The organism is Pseudodesulfovibrio nedwellii (assembly GCF_027923765.1).
Classification (GTDB): domain Bacteria; phylum Desulfobacterota; class Desulfovibrionia; order Desulfovibrionales; family Desulfovibrionaceae; genus Pseudodesulfovibrio; species Pseudodesulfovibrio nedwellii.
The window spans coordinates 2,734,417-2,751,034 of the sequence record NZ_AP026709.1; the positions used below are offsets into that span (position 1 = coordinate 2,734,417).

The window sequence follows — 16,618 nt, forward strand, 5'->3', positions numbered from 1 at the left end:
AAGGATTGCACGAATTGCCGATTCCGTTTATGTATCCTAACTGGAATGGCTGACAACAACTTTCACGGGATGTGAACATGCTCTTTTCAAAAGACGATAGGTTGGTACGTATCACACAATTGGGTGGTACTGCCGGAACAATGGGATTACACATTGTGTCGGCCATCATCGTCGGGCTCACTATCGGGTACTTTCTTGATGATTATTTCGGGACCAAGCCTTGGTTGATAATGATCTTTTTTTTAGTAGGGGTCATTTCCGGGTTCAAGATGGTTTTCGAAGATTTCAGAAAGCTCCAGAGGCGTGAAGAGGCAAAAAAGGCAAGTTCTTTGAAACAGGACGGAGAAAAAGGTGCTGGACGCGATTAACAAAAGGCTTGAGCGATGGCTCGTCAAGAGTGGATTCCCTAAGCCGGACGTACGTATCGTTGTCCGCAATCAGATTTATGTGTCGCTGGGGACCTCTCTAGTGATCATGCTGGTAACACTTCTTTCCCGATGGTCTTTAGCATATTCGGCGGGGGCGATAATCGCCTTGGTCAACTTCTGGACGCTTGCCCGCGTGGCTCAGACGTTGGTGTACGACGAAAAGCGAGGACCGTTTTTACTGTTTATAATATTTATGGCAAAGATGACTCTGAGCGGGCTGGCCCTTTGGTGGCTGATAGGAGTCGAACGTGTTCCCCATTGGGGGTTGATTTGTGGCCTCGGGACTGTGGTGGTCAACATCACAGCGACCGGACTGCATCAGCTGGGGAAAAAATAGCCTAGTTGCTTATAAGGAGGCTTGGATATGGGTTTTGCAGGTGGATTGGCACATCCTCTCTTATATATGGATATGCTCAAAAGCATCGGTCATTGGGGCGCCAGCGTAGAACATTGGCTCGGCGTCGAAAGCATCAACCATGTTTTGTACATGTGGTTGGTTATGGCTATCATTCTTTCTCTCGGTTTGCTTGTTCGCAGCCGTTTGCAGTTGGTTCCCGGCGGTCTTCAGAATCTCTTTGAGACCATATTCGGCGGCTTGGAAGACTTTGTTGTCTCCAACGTTGGCGAACAGGGCCGTCAGTTTATGCCGCTGCTGTGCACCATTTTCATCTTTATTCTGGGTATGAACTGGCTCGGTCTTATTCCGGGTTGTGATGCTCCGACCGCAAACATTAACACGCCTGCCGCCATGGCAATCATCGTGTTCTGTTTTTACCAATTCGTTGGTATAAAAAAATGGGGCTTTGGTTACATTAAGCACTTCATGGGTCCGGTACCTGCCCTGGCACCGCTCATGCTCATCCTCGAGCCGGTTTCTCACCTCGCTCGTCCTCTTAGCCTGACGCTTCGTCTCTTCGGTAATATCCGCGGTGAGGAAATCGTCCTGATCCTGATGTTCATGCTGGCACCCCTCGTTGGTTCTCTGCCCATGTACTTCCTGTTCATTTTGGCTAAGACCATTCAGGCATTCATCTTCTTCATGCTGACGATGCTTTACCTGCAAGGTGCTACTGAGCACGCTCATTAAGAGCCGCTCAACTTAATTCTGGGGAAATGGTCCTTGGACCAAAACATATTACGTGATCCATTTGGAGGATTAAAATGAAAATCGCTAAAATTCTGTTCACCACCATGGCTATGGTTCTGGTTGCTTCCACCGCTTTCGCTGCTGGCGATCCTGCTGTCATGTCCGCTAAAGCATACGCCACTGCCATCGGCATGGGCATCGCTGCTGGTCTCTGCGGAATCGGTCAGGGCATGGGCGTCAAGGGTTGCTGCGAAGGTATCGCTCGTAACCCCGAAGCTGGCGGACAGCTGTCCACCACTCTGATTCTTGGCCTGGCATTCATCGAATCCTTGGCTATTTACGCCTTGGTTGTTAACCTGATCCTGCTCTTCGTCGTCTAGTTTTAGACTTACGAAATGAATATTAAGGGAGGCTACGGCCTCCCTTTTTCAGCTCTACTCTCATTCAGGATCACATGTCCGCCGCTATTTTAAGCGGTAAGAGACAGGAAAAATGAAAAGCGAACATATCCCAAAAGCGACTATCGGCAGGTTGGCCGTCTATATTCAGGTTCTTGAGAACTTGTTGCGTGACGGTAATGAAGTTATCTCTTCCGAGAAACTGGCGCGAGCCTGTTCAGTCAACTCGTCACAAATCAGAAAAGACCTTGCCTATTTTGGCGAGTTCGGCGTGCGTGGCGTTGGGTACTACGTTCAAGAGCTGATTACTTCGATCAAGCAGTCGCTTGGTATTGACCGGCTGTGGAAATGCGCACTCATCGGCGTTGGTAATATGGGCAGTGCCCTCCTTCGTCATCACGATTTCGAGCGACGTGGATTCAAGATCTGCGCAGCCTTTGACTGCGACCCTGACAAGATCGGGTTGGAGTTTGAGGGAATGGAGATTGTGTGCCCCACGCATCTTAAGGAACAGGCTCCTGAGCTGAACCTTGAAATTGGTATTATTGCCACTCCTCCGGACCGCGCTCAGCGTGCGGCCAACCATCTTGTGGATGCCAATATTCGGGGAATCATCAATTTCGCGCCTTCACGTATTAACGTTCCTAAGCATATTCCTGTTGAGTATGTTGATTTCTTCGATCATCTCTACGGAATTGCCTTTCAGATCACTCTCGGTAGCGATTAGTAGATTTATTGAAGTTTGATTGCACCGTTGTTGTGCGAAGAACGTAAAAGCCCCCTGACAAATGCGTCAGGGGGCTTTTACGTGTGTGATTGTAAAGGCGGTTAGGCCTTGAAGCGGTAACCAACTCCTCGGATGGTTTCTATCCATGAGGCATAGGGGCCGAGTTTTTGGCGGAGTCGCCTGACGTGCGTATCGACTGTTCGGGAATATCCTTCGAAGTGCGTATCCCAGACAGTGTCGAGCAGATTATCGCGTGTCTGGACTTTTCCTGCGCCAGAAATAAGCACGGTCAGGAGTTTGAATTCCGTGGCAGTGAGTGAGGTCTCTTCATCGTCAATGGAAATTTGGTGTGCTTCAAAATCAATCTTGAGTCCCTCACGTTCCCAGAATTTGGGGGCGTTTGGTTCCGGGGCACCATGCCGGCGAAGTATAGCCTTTATGCGTAAAACCAACTCCCGCGGAGAAAATGGTTTAACGACGTAGTCGTCAGCACCAAGCTCAAGGCCTACGATCTTGTCGACTTCTTCTCCTTTGGCGGTGAGTATGATGACAGGTATGCGGGCCAGCCCCGGGTCGCCTTTGAGTTGGCGGCAGACCTCTAAACCGTCTGTGCCCGGCATCATGAGGTCGAGAAGGATAATATCTGGTTTGAATGCCTGAGCGAGGTTGAGTCCCAACTGCCCATCTTCTGCGGCCGCAACATCAAAACCTGCTGCTGACAGATTGTATTTGAGCAGTTCGCGAGTATCTCTGTGATCTTCAACCACCAAAACTTTTTGGGATGACACTGTTGGCTCCTTTCGGTGTAGTTCGGGTCTGCTATACCCTAAGCCGATAGGTATGTGTGTTACATCTGAGCGACAATTTAGCAACTTGCAACCATTTTTTGGTCGGTTTTTTTGCTGTGCACCATCAAAATATGATGTGAGTTTGTTCTGGAATGTGACGAGTACAACATGTTGAATTGACGAAAGAAGATTTATTTCTTTTATCCATAAAGCGGTTTGCAATCCGTGCCGATAGGACAAATAACGGATGAGAAATCACAAGGACGAATGGAGCAAAAGAGCTATGTACTATCACGGATTCGACAAGAAATTTCCTTCAGGCAGCAAATACTGGACAATGTACGATGACCAACTCATAGGCATGCTCTTTTCAAAGATTGTCAACAAGACCATGAGTGTCGAAACGCCGTCTGCTGATTCGGAAGAAATCGTGGATGAAATGGTTCAGAACTTATTCGATCTGTGTTTCTACATTAACAAGGATTTTCACGACTGTTAGTCGATTGTTTAATGTCATATCCATTTATGAAAAAGCCCGGATTGTCCGGGCTTTTTCATGTTTAATGACGCGTAAAGGCTTCAATACGATCATGGACGTTTTGTTTTATATTTTCATAAAACAGGGAATAATCGTAGAAGTGATAGACCCCTTCAGGGAATGATTCCAGATCGATTGAAACTAACTTCATGTCAGCGGGTTGGACAACAAGGCCAGATTCTTTGCTTTGGGCAGAGGTAAAGTGCGGGACTGTTGTCGTAGTCCCGTCATCATTGAAAAAGACAGAGCCGATGTTGCACTCAGCGGGGACAAATCCACCATCGATAGTCCAACTGAGTGGGTTTGTGACAATTCCGCCGGTGCGAATGGTCGGTGCGACACTCTGTTTGCCGGGAGCAACGGAATTATAGGAAATGAAGCACCCTGTTTGTGTCGCGTTTTTGCACATGTTCAGAGCTGGGTTATGAGCTAGATCGTCCGGTGTGATGGACCAGCCGATAATGTAGGCGGCAACTAGGTTCTTCTCTACTCCAAGTTGCCCCCAGTGCTTGATGAGAAGTTCAATCAGTATGTCAGAGCCTTGGCTGTGTCCGGCCAGAATGAAAGGGCGTCCCTGATTGAAGTTCTTCAAATAATAGGTGAACGCCTGCCATACATCTTCCATTCCATAGCTGATTAGGCTTTCGACATCTTTTTGCGGGAGCGAAAGCGCTGCCATGTTCATTTGGCGGTAAAGTGGGGCGTACAGGTTGGCCTGATTTGAGAAGACACTAGCCTGTGTTGTCAGTGACGTTGCGGCGGCCTTTTGCAACTGTGTGTTGTCCGGCGGCATAAGCCAATGGGTATCGTCATGGAGAATCGTCGGATAAACCCAGAAGATATCCACGGGGTGCGTGTTTGGGTTTTCCGGGAGTGAGAGCCAACTTGCGTGCTCAGTATAATCAGGCGCAGCCGGTACATTCTTGGCGGAGAAGGGCGGCAATTGCGTTCCGGCCAGAGCATGTGTGGCGAGCAAGAGAAGCGTTAGAGCAACGCTTATGAGTGTGGCAAGTCGGCGCATGGTTTAGTCCTCTAGGCAGAGTTTGACGGCCTCGATGACATCAGCGACATCGTTGTCGGTCAATTTGGCTGACAGTGGAAGGCTGACGGTTTGGCGTCCGAGGGCTACGGCGTGTGGAGTGTCTTCCAGCTTCCACCCGTAGTGTTCGCGGTAATAAGGATGCTCGGGAACAGCCAAATAATGAACGCCTGTACCAATATTTTGTCGTGTCATGCGCATGATGAACTCGTCACGGTCAATGCCACAGGGGACCGGGTCCAGCATCAGTGTGTACAGATGACGTGCATGGCGGGTGTTTGGTTCTTCGGGGGCAGGTTGACCAACTGTTAATGGTTTGAACGCTTCTTGATACATATCCCAAATTTCGCAACGGCGGATGAAGTTTTCTTCAACCCGTTTCAGTTGATGGATGCCAATTGCAGCTTGAATGTCCATCATATTGTATTTGAATCCGGCGTGTATCACTTCGTAATGCTTGTACCCGTCGTCAGAAAAACGTTTCCAGGCGTCAGCTGACATACCATGTAGTCCGAGAACCTTGACGTTTTGAATGTCTTCTTCGGTGCGAGCCATGACCATACCGCCTTCACCTGTGCAGACATTTTTGGTCACGTAAAAGGAAAAGCAACCGAAGTCTCCGAAGGTTCCGGCGTGTTGTCCTTTGTAGGTCGTCTCAATTGCGTGTGCGCAGTCTTCGACTACTTTGAGGTCAAATTCTTCGGCAAGGGCCATGATGGGGTCCATATCGCAGGAGCGTCCAGCAAAGTGAACGGGCAGAATCGCACGAGTGCGGCTCGTGATTTTTTCACGGATGCAGTCGGGGTCGATGTTCATGGTCCTGGGATTGATGTCTGCCAAAACAGGCGTGCATCCGGCATGAATAATGGCGTTAACCGAGGCGCAGAAAGTGAGGGGTGTGGTAATGACTTCATCGCCGGGTTTGAGGCCGAGAGCTACCAGACTCAGGTGCAGCGCAGCCGTGCAGGAGTTGCAGGCAGCGGCGTGACCTGAACCGAGGTAGGAGGAGAAGTCCTTTTCAAAGCGGGCTACTTTGGGGCCGGTGCCAAGCCAACCTGATTTCATGGAATCAACGACTTCATCAATTTCGGCCTGCTCAATACGAGGTGCACCGAATACCAGGAAATTATCTTTTGAACGAACGGGCATGTTCGCATTCTCCTTATATAGAGGTTGTGTTGAGGGGAGAAATATCAGATATCGGACGGGGGGTAAATGTATGCTTGTATGCTCGGAGTCGAGGATCAAAAGAAGTCACCCATTTGGCAAAATGGCCGTATTTATCCGAATGAGTAAGGTCTTCATATGTCAATTCCGTAAATCGGAGTGGCCTCGGAGTTGCGCTTTGGCTTTGCATTCGCTATGTAACCAACCCGGCCCAATCCCGGGTCGGATACGTAAGTTCTGATATGAGGTACCGCAAATGATCAGACCAGATTTCGAAAAAATGGACGGAATGATCCCGGCCATTGCACAGGACGCCGAGACCGGCGAAGTCCTGATGATGGCCTATATGAATGAAGAAGCATGGGATAAAACCCTGGAAACTGGCGAGGCTCATTATTGGAGCCGCAGCCGTAAGACGCTATGGCATAAGGGCGGTACCTCGGGCCATACACAGAAGGTGAAGTCTATCCGCATTGATTGCGACGACGACACTTTGGTGCTTCTCATCGACCAGATCGGCGGCGCGGCTTGTCACATGGGCTACCGCTCCTGCTTTTTCCGTGAACTCAAAGACGGCGAAGTCAAAGAATGCTCCCCCGTCGTTTTCGACCCCAAAGAGGTATATAAATAATGTCTGATCAATTTCTCCGACTCGGTGTTCCCAAAGGCTCTCTGCAAGACGCAACCTTGAAGCTGTTTAGAAAAGCTGGCTGGAATATCAAGCTGCACGATCGTAATTATTTCCCGGACATCGATGATGATCGTATCAAATGCTCACTTGCCCGTGCACAGGAAATGTCCATGTACGTCGAGAATGGTACTTTTGATGTCGGTTTGACCGGTATGGATTGGATCAAGGAAAACAAGTCTGATGTGGTTATCGTTGACGACTTGATTTATTCCAAGGTGTCCAATAGCAAAGCCCGCTGGGTGCTGTGCGTCAAGGGTGATTCCCCGTATAAGCGTCCTGAAGATCTGGATGGCAAGAAGATCTCCACGGAACTGGTTGGTTTCACCAAGGAATACTTTGCTTCCCAGAATATCAATGTGGACGTCTCTTTTTCCTGGGGCACCACCGAAGCCAAGGTCGTTGAAGACCTGTGTGACGGTATTGTCGAGATCACAGAGACCGGCACCACCATCAAGGCCAATGGATTGCGTATCATCGCTGAGTTGATGCAGACCAATACGCAGCTCATTGCCAACAAGGACGCATGGGAAGATCCCAAGAAGCGTAAGCTCATCAAGGAGATCAACCTGTTGTTGCAGGGTGCTCTCAAGGCCGAGAAAATGGTTGGTCTCAAGATGAACCTGCCCAAGGAAAAACTGGCTGATTTGAATGGTTCTTTGCCGTCCCTTAATTCTCCCACTGTGGCCGAGTTGCAGGATACCAATTGGCTGTCAGTTGAAATCATGGTTGAAGAACAGGTGGTTCGTGATTTGATTCCTCGTCTCGTCGAGTTTGGGGCAGAGGGGATTATTGAATATCCTTTGAATAAGGTTATTTAACGATAGATTTTGTTTTTTAAAATAAGAATGAAAATGCCGGAAGAAGCACTGCTTCTTCCGGCATTTTTTTGGTTTGCGTGCTTTCGTAATAAGGAAAGAGAAAAGAGGGACTTTTTTTGGGTGGGGGTTGCGTGCATCTGCAGTGAGGGTGTAAACGGAATTATTACAAAGGTTTCGCCTTTACGGCGACCTGCTTTTTTTGAGGCGAAAAAAAGGAGGCAAAAAACGCCTTTTCGTTGTGAACCTGATAACGGACCCAAGAGCCTGTACGCGACTTCACTGCCCGACAGGATTGTCTGTGGCACAGACTCGGTCGGGCTACATTTCGCCGCGCGGGACAGGCTCTAAGGCCCGTTATCAATTGTCCGTCGTTGTAAGGTTTTTTTGGGTGTAGGTGTTTATTTTTGATTTTAGGTTCTTTGTTAATCATCAATTTTTTTGGGTTTTCTATGTCGGCGAGATGAGTTTATTTTTATCATAGGTACTTATTTAAATTTCAAGTTCTTCGTTATCCATAAAGGGCCTTGGGGTGCTTCAGCACCCCAACAGCGCTCTCCTTCCGAAGACGATTTCTTTCCCGCCCAACCAGACGAAGACGGGACTTAGCCCTTGATCGGCGGCTTAGAAACTGACCAATCGAAGGAGGCGGCTTTCGTCAGGGGATGTGGTAATTTGTCTTAAACTGAAGTCTCACGGGAGAGGTAGGGCTTATACTTTTGACAGGGTGGAGCCGACTCGATTGGATCAGATTCTTGCCGCCAATCATGGGGGCGGCCAAGCTAGCGCAAGCGACCTTTTTTGCTCCTTTTTTGGGCGCTGCCAAAAAAGAAGGCCCGCCCGGCAGGGCATGGAAAGCCTTGGGTGCTTCAGCACCCAACAATGACTCTCGCCGAAGGCGCATTTTCAATTCTTCATCAGCTGCCTGAAAGCGCAGCCTTCCTTCTCTTCTTCATCTTCAAATTCAAGAATTCCACAAACAACGAAAAAGCCATGGCAAAATAAATATACCCACGATCAATATGTTTATGCATGCCTTCGGCCATAAGGAAAATACCAACCAACAGCAGGAAGGAAAAAGCAAGCATCTGTACTGTCGGGTGATTGGACACGAACTCACTGACCGGCCCGGCAAACAACAGCATCACAATCACCGCAATAACGATTGCAGCAACCATAACGCCAATATGCTGGGCCATACCCACGGCAGTAATAACCGAGTCGAGCGAAAAAACGAGATCAAGCAGAAGTATTTGGATAATTGCGCTAGTGTATGAATACTGCGAGCGAACATGTCCTTCCTCAAATCCTGGCCCTTCCAATTTATCGTGTATTTCATGCGTCGCTTTTGCCAGCAGAAAAAGTCCACCTGTCAGCAACACTACGTCTCGGCCGGATACAATCTGTTCGAATACGGTGAACAATGGTGCGGTCAATCCCATGATCGCAGAGATGGCAAGCAGAAGCGCGATGCGAGTAAACATGGCCAACCCGATGCCGAGCCGTCGGGCGGCATTTCTCGATGCCTCGGGCAATTTGTTGGTGACAACCACGACAAACACTATGTTATCAATGCCGAGCACGATTTCCAGACCGGCCAGCGTGATCAGAGCGATAAGGTTTTCCAGCGTCCATAATCCTTCAATCATATCTTCTCCTCGTCAGTATCTACCGGGTGTGTGGACGTTTTCATCAGTTCGATGGATGGAATATGGGTAAAAGTTGGCTGCACATTAACATTCAACACGGTAGATACCCGCCCATCCGTTAAGATTATTTCGAATCAGTCGACCATTTATTCCGATGTGTCGAAAAAATTCGTTCATACATCCAGCCGCCATATATTCATGGAAAAGTTGATGATGTTCCTTGCCTGCAATTCGTTCCACCAGACGGATGATCCAACCGGTCCACACTGCGCTGTCAGCAGGCGGGGCAAGGTAATCGGCAATGATGAGGCATCCTCCTGGGCGTACGACACGGCGAGCTTCTGTCACTATGGCGACACCGAGAACCTGTGGCTTTTCATGGAGGGCAAAACTGATGGTTGCAGCGTTGAAAGTGTTGTCGGGAAAGGAAAGATTTGTGGCGTCGCCATGAATGAACGTGGCGTTCGGCCGTTTTTTGCGAGCCACATCAAGCATGGTCCGGGAAATGTCTACTCCGGTGGTATTTATTCCAGAAGACGCCGCTATTCCGGCAAGCATCCCTGTGCCGCAACAGAGGTCCACCATGCAATCAACCTTTGCGAGTAACAGCGCATCAACTATTGCGGTGTGAATGGGACGTAGAGCGGGACCGACAATCGGGTCGTACAGCCTGGCTGTGCATCCGTATTCATCCATGGGTATTACCTGGCGTTTGCCTTGATCAATTTTTCAATACTTTCTTCGGTGACTCCGTGTGCTCGCAGGATATCCTGAAGCTCTCCGGTGGCGATCATTTCTGGTATCCGACGGTCGTAGATATCACGAAACTTGCGGCCTTCATCCGTGGGGGCGAATATTGGATGGGATTTCATGCTTGCAATATAGGTGATGTCAAATTCCGTGGATGGGAGCTTGGCTTCGAATATGGCCTCTTTGAGCAGCGTTTCGTCATCGATAACATAATCAATGTGTCCCCTGTCGAGCATCTGAATGGCGGAACTCAGGTCATAGGCCTGCCGAGGTTTGAATTTAACCGGAAACAAATGATCCATTTCGTATCCATGCAGATACGCGACTTTTTTCCCGGCCAAGGATTGTATCCCTTTGAATGTGTGTGTTTGAAGATAAACCGCCGCCAGATCATAAATGATAATAGCCTGCTTGCTCTGCAAAACTTTTTGGCGGGTGTCCTCAATGTCCAAGGTACAGTGGATGGTCCCGGAAAGAAGCTCGTCGATTGCGCGGTTGTACGGCAATTCCTGGTGAACAAGTTCATAGCCTTCTGTCTCGTATACGCGGATAAGTATGTCAGTGATCAGTCCCGTGTTTCCTTTTCTGACGGCACTACCGATGTATGGCATGCCGAAAATACAGGTTTTTGGAGCCTGCCATTCCGGGTAACCGGCTGCAAAGGACGTTGGGGGTATGACCGCCGTCAGAAGCAAGGTTATACATACGATTGTAATTATATTTCTTTTCACCTTTTCACTATTGGATAATTTGGCGTTGATGGCAACCAAAAAGGGGGAAGCTCATCCGCTCAGTTGGCAGCTAATTGATTAGCATGGTATGTCTACCTCAAAGAGGGGAAAACATGAAATTTTCTGGCGTGAATTTGCTTGATGAATTGGAACGTCCCGAATTGGCTGAACTCCGGGCTGTGTTTAATGAACGTTCTTTTTTCAAAGGCAATGTCATTTTTCGGCCTGATGAACCGGAGAACAGAGTCTTCGTCATCGCCAAGGGACGCGTCCGAGTCTATCTGGCTTATGAGGATAAGGAATTTACTTTAGCCATTCTTGGCCCTGGGGATTTGTATTCGACCCATGCAGGGTGTTTTATTCAGGCCTTCGAGGATGCCACATTGCTGGCTGCCGATGTTCAGTCCGTAAAACGGTGGATGGCCGAAGTGCCACTCTTTACGCGAACCATGGTCCGGGTTCTCGGCCATATTTTGCAGAATTCATTTTCTATTATTGGTGGCCTAGCTTTTAAGGATATTTATAATCGCCTTATGGAGTACATCCTTCGCGAAGTTCGTGACACAGGAGTGCCTGAAGATGGTGGCCTTGTGCTTAAATTTGATTTGACCATTGAGCAACTCGCGCAGCTCATGGGAGCTTCCCGACAGACTGTTTCTACGTTGCTCAACGATATGGAGCGTGCTGGTCTCATGGAAAAACGTGGGCGCGGAGAGTATCTCATCCCAGATGTGGATGCGTTGGAACGAGCTGTCGGCGAGTGATTGTTTTAAACAAGAAATAATCTTAAAATTAGCCTGGATATGAAAAATCCGGGTTATTTTTTTGTCTTTTTCATCTCATTTGTCGGCTATCTGACATACACAGGTATTGGAGCGGTGTATTCTCCCAATCAGAATAGGGTTTTCTTTGTGTAATCCTCCGTACGGGGCGTGGCTGCCGTTCGGGAAACCAGGGAAGGAGAAATGTATGGCTAAAGAACCGAGACCTATTGACGAACTGACTATTTGGGACGACGCGAAAGCAATGCTCAAAAAGGCCAGAAGGGAAGGCGTTGAAACTGTCCATGATCGTTTGGATCAGCAAACGCCTCATTGCAAATTTTGTGAACTTGGTACCACTTGTCGCAACTGTACCATGGGGCCGTGTCGCGTCAGCGAAAAGCGTCCCCGTGGAGTGTGTGGCGCAGATGCTGATGTTATCGTTGCCCGTAACTTTGGCCGGTTTGTGACGGGTGGCGCAGCTGGCCATTCCGATCATGGCCGTGATCTCATCGAGGTACTGGAGGCCATTGTCGAGGGCGAGGCTCCTGACTACAAGATTACCGATGAAGGCAAGCTGTTCAGGTTGGCCGGTGAAGTCGGTATTGAGACTGAAGGTCGTGAACTCATGGCCGTGGCTGAGGATCTCATGGAATGTTTCTTTGCCGATTTTGGCTCTCGCAAGAAATCTGTTTCGCTGCTGTCTCGTGTACCGGAAGTCCGCAAGGAAAAATGGGCAAAGCTCGGCATGACTCCGCGCGGTGTTGACCGTGAAATTGCCGAGATGATGCACCGCACTCATATGGGCTGCGACAACGATGCACCGAACACGCTTATTCACGCTGCCCGAACTGCTCTGGCTGATGGCTGGGGTGGTTCTATGATCGGAACCGAGCTTTCTGATGTTATCTTCGGCACACCCACTCCCAAGATGTCCACGGCTAATCTCGCGGTCATCAAGGAAGACAAGGTCAACCTGCTCGTTCATGGTCATAACCCAGTCGTCTCCGAGATGATTTTGGCCGCAGCACGTGAGCCGGAAATGGTGGCGCGTGCCAAAGAACTTGGTGCTACTGGTATTAATGTGGCCGGTCTTTGTTGTACCGGTAACGAGCTGCTCATGCGTCAGGGTATCCCCATGGCGGGCAATCATCTCATGACCGAGTTGGCGATTATCACCGGGGCTGTCGAGGCCGTTGTGGTAGACTACCAGTGTATTATGCCGAGTCTTGTACAGATATCCGGCTGCTATCACACCAAATTCATCGATACGGCCAACAAGGCGCGTTTCACTGGTGCCATTCATTTTGATTTCCAGCCGCGTACGGCCATGAAGCAGGCGCGGGAAATCGTGTCCATCGCTATTGAGGCCTTTGCCGAGCGCGATGCTGGGCGCGTGGAAATTCCCGGAGAACCCATCGAAATCATGACTGGATTTTCCAACGAAGCCGTGATTGAAGCCTTGGGCGGCACCCTCGATCCGTTGGTCAAAGCCATTGCCGATGGCGATATTCGTGGTGCGGTGGGTATTGTTGGTTGCAACAATCCCAAGATCAAGCACGACTCCCTCAACGTCGGACTGACCAAGGAACTGATCAAGAAGGATATCCTCGTCATCGTCACAGGATGTGTCACCACGGCCGCAGGCAAGGCTGGTCTTCTTGTGCCAGAAGCCATCGAGATGGCTGGTCCCGGTCTGAAGAAAATCTGTGGTGCGCTCGGTATTCCACCGGTTCTGCATTACGGTTCCTGTGTGGATAATTCCCGTATCATTCAATTGTGCGCTGCTTTGGCCAATGAGCTGGGTGTGGACATCTCTGATTTGCCCGTGGGTGCATCGTCGCCTGAATGGTATTCGGAAAAGGCTGCTGCCATTGGTCTCTATGCTGTGGCATCAGGTATTTATACCCATCTTGGACATCCGCCGAATATCCTTGGTTCCGAAACCGTTACCAATCTGGCTGTGTCCGGTCTGGAAGATTTGGTTGGCGCGTCCTTCTTTATCGAACCCGATGCGGTTAAGACCGCCGAAATGTTCGATGAACGCATCAAAGCCAAGCGTAAAGGTCTTGGGTTGAGCGAATAAGAATGCCTCCGGCGGCCGGGGGAAGGGGAGAAGTAAACCCTTTGAAAAGGGTTCTCCCTCTCCCCTTTCACCGGACCCCCATCCTCTTTCCTTTCCTAAACTTTTTGTGCGCCTGCGGCGAGGGTTAGGAGAGCGAAAAGGTGAGGTGTGAATTTCCATTGGTGCAAAATTGCATAGAGTTAAAAGAGTCGTATTTTCGTGATACCCCGCGAAGCGCGACAAAAAGTTTAGGAGATTCTTAAGAACCTTTTCCAAAAGGTTCTTAAGCCGCCGGAGGCACATTCATGAAAATAGCATTTGCCGGGAAAGGTGGGGTTGGTAAAACCTCGTTGGCAGCGTGGACTGCCGACTGGCTGGCCCGGAACGGGAAGAATGTCTGGTTGGTGGATGCGGATACCGCGTTGTCGCTGGGGCAGGCCTCTGGCGTGGCGTTGGATCAGTTACCGCAGCCACTCATTCAGCGAGAGGATTTGGTGCGGGAACGTATTCATGCCGGGGGATTTCTGAATTTGAACCCGGACGTCGGAGATCTGCCTGAAGAACTGGCCGTGGATGTGCCGTTGGGTGGAGAGCCGGTTGCCGGCATGGCACCGGGGCGCAAGCGGCTTCTCGTTATGGGTGCCGTGACCAATGCGGGCGGCGGTTGTGCCTGTGACGCCAATGCGTTGTTAAAGGCTTTGTTGGCGCATATTGTCATGGATCGGGACGAGTGGGTTTTGGTGGACATTGAAGCCGGTGTCGAACATCTGGGACGTGGAACCGTGACTCACGTGGATGGATTGGTGATTGTGTCCGAGCCGTCCATGAGGAGTCTGCAGACCGGTGCCGAGGTGGGGCGCATGGCTTCTGATCTCGGATTGACCAATCAGGCTTTGGTCCTCAATCGACACGCAGGTGGACAACCACCGGATTTGGACGGTTTGCCGGAGTGGTCGCTTTCCATTCCTCCACTTAATGGATTAGTGGGACGACAGATGACGGATGCCTCAGTTTTGTCATTGCCGGAAGTCGATCGTCTGGATGGATATATTGAGGAGCTGCTTAGTCGTTTGAGTCCGTAGTCCTCTGCGTGCCATAAATAGTTTTTTAACAACGCCGGATGTGCTTTTATGCATGTCCGGTGTTTTCTTATTTAATAATTGAACACCTTGGTTTTTTTCTGCGATATTTGAAATTCGTCAAAGAACCTATGGAGTGTGCACTTGATGGATCATAGTATCGTTTTTGATTTTTTCCTTTTGGGCTTCGCTGTTGTCATTACTTTTTTTGTCGTGAGCTTCATAAGAAGGCGCGAAGACGAAAGACGGCAGCGCGCGAAGAATCTTTTTTTGCAAACATTGATCGATAATATTCCGAGTCCGGTTTTTTATAAAGACATGGAGGGCAAATATCTTGGGTGCAACAAGGCTTTTCGTGTCATGCTTGGACTTGAAACGAGTGAAATCGTGGGCAAGACCGTCTTTGATTTGGCTCCGAGAGAATTGGCAAGAGTATATAAAAAAGCGGACGACGAACTTTTCGCTGTAGGCGGTGAACAGCGGTATGAAACACAGTTGAAGTCTGCTGATGGGACGTTACATGAAGTGTTTTTTACGAAATCTTTGTTTCAGGATGCAGCGGGAAATACAGCTGGATTGCTCGGTGTCATGCTCGATATTACTGATCGTAAGAGAGTCGAAGAGGCGTTGAGACTGGCGCATGATGAATTGGAGCAGCGGGTTGAAGAGCGGACTGCCGAGTTAGCGGCAACCAATCTTTTTTTAGAGCGTGAAATTAAGGAACGTATAAAGGCGGAAAAGGAAAGTCGTGCCAAGAGCGATTTCCTTAATTCAGTCATTAATTCCATCAATCATGGGCTCGTCGTTATTGATATTGAGGACTATACCGTCAAGCTTGCCAACTCCGCGGCCTCTGAAGGACGCTTGGTGGAAGATGTCTGTTGTCATAAGCTTTTGCATGACAGTGACATGCCGTGTGGAGAGAATATTTGTCCGGTGCATGTCGTCAAGAAAACGAAAAAACCTGCGGTTGTACAGCATGATCATATCAACCCTGATGGCTCTGTGTCGTATGTGGAAATCCACGCTTATCCTGTGTTCGATGAAGACGGGAAGTTGATTCAGATTATTGAAAATATCATGGATATAACATCGCGCAAGCGAGCTGAGCAGGCCATGCTTGAAGCCAAGGAGATGGCGGAAACCACGAGCCGTCTCATGTCCGAATTTCTCGATATGGTATCGCATGAATTGCGGACTCCAATGACATCAGTGCAGGGATTTGCCAAGCTTATTGACAAGACTGTCGGAAACCATTTTGAACCGCTGGCAGAAGGTGATGTACGGTTGGCGAAGCAGGTCGGGCGAATTAGAGGTAACCTCGGTATCATTATATCTGAAAGTGATCGTTTGACGGAACTTATCAACGATCATCTTGATTTGTCGAAGTTGGAGTCTGGGCGGGTCGAATGGCGTAACGAGAAGATTCTTCCGCAGGAATTGGTTGAGCGGGCGCGGGCGGCGACACATTCACTTTTTCATGATGACGCAGTTGATTTGATGGTTGAAGTGGAGAAAGGTCTACCTCAATTCAATGGGGATTCTGACAGATTACTCCAAGTGTTGATAAATCTTATCTCCAATGCCGTGAAGTTTACTCCTGAAGGTGATGTTACCTGTGGCGTGACGAGGCGGGATAATGGTCTTCTGTTTTGTGTTGCTGACACCGGAATAGGTGTTCCTGAAGATCAGCATGAGCTCATTTTCAGCAAGTTTAGCCAATTGCAGACTCGGAAGAGCGGCAAACCCTCTGGTACAGGCCTTGGCCTGCCTATTTCGCGTGAAATCATCAGTCATCACGGTGGTGAAATCTGGGTTGAAAGCCAGCCTGGACATGGAAGTCGGTTCTGTTTTTCAGTCCCCATCAAATAGAAACATTATTTTATATGAGAAAAGGCCTGCGAT

General features: G+C 49.2%; 18 protein-coding genes. 12 read left to right on the plus strand and 6 right to left on the minus strand.

Features of this window, described 5'->3' with window-relative positions; genetic code table 11:
• The first annotated feature begins 77 nt into the window (after positions 1-77).
• The 5 genes from SYK_RS12785 to SYK_RS12805 all read left to right on the plus strand — a co-directional run bounded on the left by SYK_RS12785 (position 78) and on the right by SYK_RS12805 (position 2,640).
• Positions 78-368 (plus strand): AtpZ/AtpI family protein, encoded by a 291-nt coding sequence (locus SYK_RS12785; protein WP_281760660.1) that lies wholly within the window; start codon positions 78-80, stop codon positions 366-368.
• Positions 352-765 carry an ATP synthase subunit I gene (locus SYK_RS12790; protein ID WP_281760661.1) on the plus strand — a complete coding sequence of 138 codons (414 nt, stop codon included), beginning with the start codon at positions 352-354 and terminating at the stop codon, positions 763-765. The genes SYK_RS12785 and SYK_RS12790 overlap by 17 nt, the downstream gene beginning before the upstream one ends.
• Before the next feature lie 27 nt (positions 766-792).
• The gene (atpB, locus tag SYK_RS12795; protein ID WP_281760662.1) at positions 793-1,515 is read left to right on the plus strand and encodes a F0F1 ATP synthase subunit A; all 723 of its coding nucleotides are present in this window, start codon (positions 793-795) and stop codon (positions 1,513-1,515) included.
• 74 nt (positions 1,516-1,589) lie between these two features.
• Entirely contained in the window at positions 1,590-1,895 is a 306-nt protein-coding gene (locus SYK_RS12800; RefSeq protein ID WP_281760663.1) for an ATP synthase F0 subunit C, read from the plus strand.
• A 112-nt stretch (positions 1,896-2,007) separates the two neighbouring features.
• On the plus strand, positions 2,008-2,640 hold the full coding sequence (locus SYK_RS12805) for a redox-sensing transcriptional repressor Rex (protein ID WP_281760664.1): 633 nt from the start codon (positions 2,008-2,010) through the stop codon (positions 2,638-2,640).
• A 101-nt stretch (positions 2,641-2,741) separates the two neighbouring features.
• On the opposite strand, the gene SYK_RS12810 is transcribed toward SYK_RS12805, so the two are convergent.
• Positions 2,742-3,428 (minus strand): response regulator, encoded by a 687-nt coding sequence (locus SYK_RS12810; RefSeq protein ID WP_281760665.1) that lies wholly within the window; start codon positions 3,426-3,428, stop codon positions 2,742-2,744.
• Between the two features lie 247 nt (positions 3,429-3,675).
• Between SYK_RS12810 and SYK_RS12815 the strand changes: the two genes are divergently transcribed.
• Positions 3,676-3,927, plus strand: coding sequence for a hypothetical protein (locus tag SYK_RS12815; RefSeq protein ID WP_281760666.1), 252 nt, complete (start codon positions 3,676-3,678; stop codon positions 3,925-3,927).
• A 61-nt stretch (positions 3,928-3,988) separates the two neighbouring features.
• On the opposite strand, the gene SYK_RS12820 is transcribed toward SYK_RS12815, so the two are convergent.
• Positions 3,989-4,987, minus strand: coding sequence for a DUF3089 domain-containing protein (locus tag SYK_RS12820; RefSeq protein ID WP_281760667.1), 999 nt, complete (start codon positions 4,985-4,987; stop codon positions 3,989-3,991).
• A gap of 3 nt (positions 4,988-4,990) precedes the next feature.
• A complete protein-coding gene (locus SYK_RS12825; RefSeq protein WP_281760668.1) occupies positions 4,991-6,154 on the minus strand; it encodes a DegT/DnrJ/EryC1/StrS family aminotransferase in 1,164 nt (387 codons plus the stop codon).
• A gap of 274 nt (positions 6,155-6,428) precedes the next feature.
• Between SYK_RS12825 and hisI the strand changes: the two genes are divergently transcribed.
• Both hisI and hisG read left to right on the plus strand, forming a co-directional pair.
• The gene (hisI, locus tag SYK_RS12830) at positions 6,429-6,803 is read left to right on the plus strand and encodes a phosphoribosyl-AMP cyclohydrolase (protein ID WP_281760669.1); all 375 of its coding nucleotides are present in this window, start codon (positions 6,429-6,431) and stop codon (positions 6,801-6,803) included.
• Positions 6,803-7,681 (plus strand): ATP phosphoribosyltransferase, encoded by an 879-nt coding sequence (hisG, locus tag SYK_RS12835; protein WP_281760670.1) that lies wholly within the window; start codon positions 6,803-6,805, stop codon positions 7,679-7,681. Before hisI ends, hisG begins: the two co-directional genes overlap by 1 nt.
• Before the next feature lie 914 nt (positions 7,682-8,595).
• Here the strand turns inward: hisG and SYK_RS12840 are convergent.
• The 3 genes from SYK_RS12840 to SYK_RS12850 all read right to left on the minus strand — a co-directional run bounded on the left by SYK_RS12840 (position 8,596) and on the right by SYK_RS12850 (position 10,808).
• The gene (locus tag SYK_RS12840) at positions 8,596-9,327 is read right to left on the minus strand and encodes a TerC family protein (protein ID WP_281760671.1); all 732 of its coding nucleotides are present in this window, start codon (positions 9,325-9,327) and stop codon (positions 8,596-8,598) included.
• An 84-nt stretch (positions 9,328-9,411) separates the two neighbouring features.
• Complete coding sequence (locus tag SYK_RS12845) at positions 9,412-10,023, minus strand: methyltransferase domain-containing protein (protein ID WP_281760672.1); 612 nt, start codon at positions 10,021-10,023, stop codon at positions 9,412-9,414.
• A 5-nt stretch (positions 10,024-10,028) separates the two neighbouring features.
• Positions 10,029-10,808, minus strand: a complete 780-nt coding sequence (locus tag SYK_RS12850) for a substrate-binding periplasmic protein (RefSeq protein WP_281760673.1) — start codon at positions 10,806-10,808, stop codon at positions 10,029-10,031.
• 113 nt (positions 10,809-10,921) lie between these two features.
• Between SYK_RS12850 and SYK_RS12855 the strand changes: the two genes are divergently transcribed.
• From SYK_RS12855 to SYK_RS12870, 4 genes are all read left to right on the plus strand, one after another.
• Positions 10,922-11,572 carry a Crp/Fnr family transcriptional regulator gene (locus tag SYK_RS12855; protein ID WP_281760674.1) on the plus strand — a complete coding sequence of 217 codons (651 nt, stop codon included), beginning with the start codon at positions 10,922-10,924 and terminating at the stop codon, positions 11,570-11,572.
• A 205-nt stretch (positions 11,573-11,777) separates the two neighbouring features.
• Positions 11,778-13,655, plus strand: a complete 1,878-nt coding sequence (gene cooS / locus SYK_RS12860; protein ID WP_281760675.1) for an anaerobic carbon-monoxide dehydrogenase catalytic subunit — start codon at positions 11,778-11,780, stop codon at positions 13,653-13,655.
• Between the two features lie 284 nt (positions 13,656-13,939).
• Positions 13,940-14,716: an ATP-binding protein gene (locus SYK_RS12865; protein ID WP_281760676.1), complete on the plus strand. Its 777-nt coding sequence runs from the start codon at positions 13,940-13,942 to the stop codon at positions 14,714-14,716.
• A 276-nt stretch (positions 14,717-14,992) separates the two neighbouring features.
• Positions 14,993-16,585, plus strand: a complete 1,593-nt coding sequence (locus tag SYK_RS12870; protein ID WP_281760677.1) for a sensor histidine kinase — start codon at positions 14,993-14,995, stop codon at positions 16,583-16,585.
• The last annotated feature ends 33 nt before the right edge of the window (positions 16,586-16,618 follow it).

Excerpts from the sequence above, each read along its gene's own strand:
- SYK_RS12845 (WP_281760672.1), bottom strand. The coding sequence starts at position 10,023 with ATGGATGAATACGGATGCACAGCCAGGCTGTACGACCCGATTGTCGGT.
- SYK_RS12865 (WP_281760676.1), top strand. The coding sequence starts at position 13,940 with ATGAAAATAGCATTTGCCGGGAAAGGTGGGGTTGGTAAAACCTCGTTG.
- cooS (WP_281760675.1), top strand. The coding sequence starts at position 11,778 with ATGGCTAAAGAACCGAGACCTATTGACGAACTGACTATTTGGGACGAC.
- hisG (WP_281760670.1), top strand. The coding sequence starts at position 6,803 with ATGTCTGATCAATTTCTCCGACTCGGTGTTCCCAAAGGCTCTCTGCAA.
- SYK_RS12820 (WP_281760667.1), bottom strand. The coding sequence starts at position 4,987 with ATGCGCCGACTTGCCACACTCATAAGCGTTGCTCTAACGCTTCTCTTG.
- hisI (WP_281760669.1), top strand. The coding sequence starts at position 6,429 with ATGATCAGACCAGATTTCGAAAAAATGGACGGAATGATCCCGGCCATT.
- SYK_RS12800 (WP_281760663.1), top strand. The coding sequence starts at position 1,590 with ATGAAAATCGCTAAAATTCTGTTCACCACCATGGCTATGGTTCTGGTT.
- SYK_RS12840 (WP_281760671.1), bottom strand. The coding sequence starts at position 9,327 with ATGATTGAAGGATTATGGACGCTGGAAAACCTTATCGCTCTGATCACG.
- SYK_RS12825 (WP_281760668.1), bottom strand. The coding sequence starts at position 6,154 with ATGCCCGTTCGTTCAAAAGATAATTTCCTGGTATTCGGTGCACCTCGT.
- SYK_RS12855 (WP_281760674.1), top strand. The coding sequence starts at position 10,922 with ATGAAATTTTCTGGCGTGAATTTGCTTGATGAATTGGAACGTCCCGAA.
- SYK_RS12815 (WP_281760666.1), top strand. The coding sequence starts at position 3,676 with ATGAGAAATCACAAGGACGAATGGAGCAAAAGAGCTATGTACTATCAC.
- SYK_RS12785 (WP_281760660.1), top strand. The coding sequence starts at position 78 with ATGCTCTTTTCAAAAGACGATAGGTTGGTACGTATCACACAATTGGGT.
- atpB (WP_281760662.1), top strand. The coding sequence starts at position 793 with ATGGGTTTTGCAGGTGGATTGGCACATCCTCTCTTATATATGGATATG.
- SYK_RS12805 (WP_281760664.1), top strand. The coding sequence starts at position 2,008 with ATGAAAAGCGAACATATCCCAAAAGCGACTATCGGCAGGTTGGCCGTC.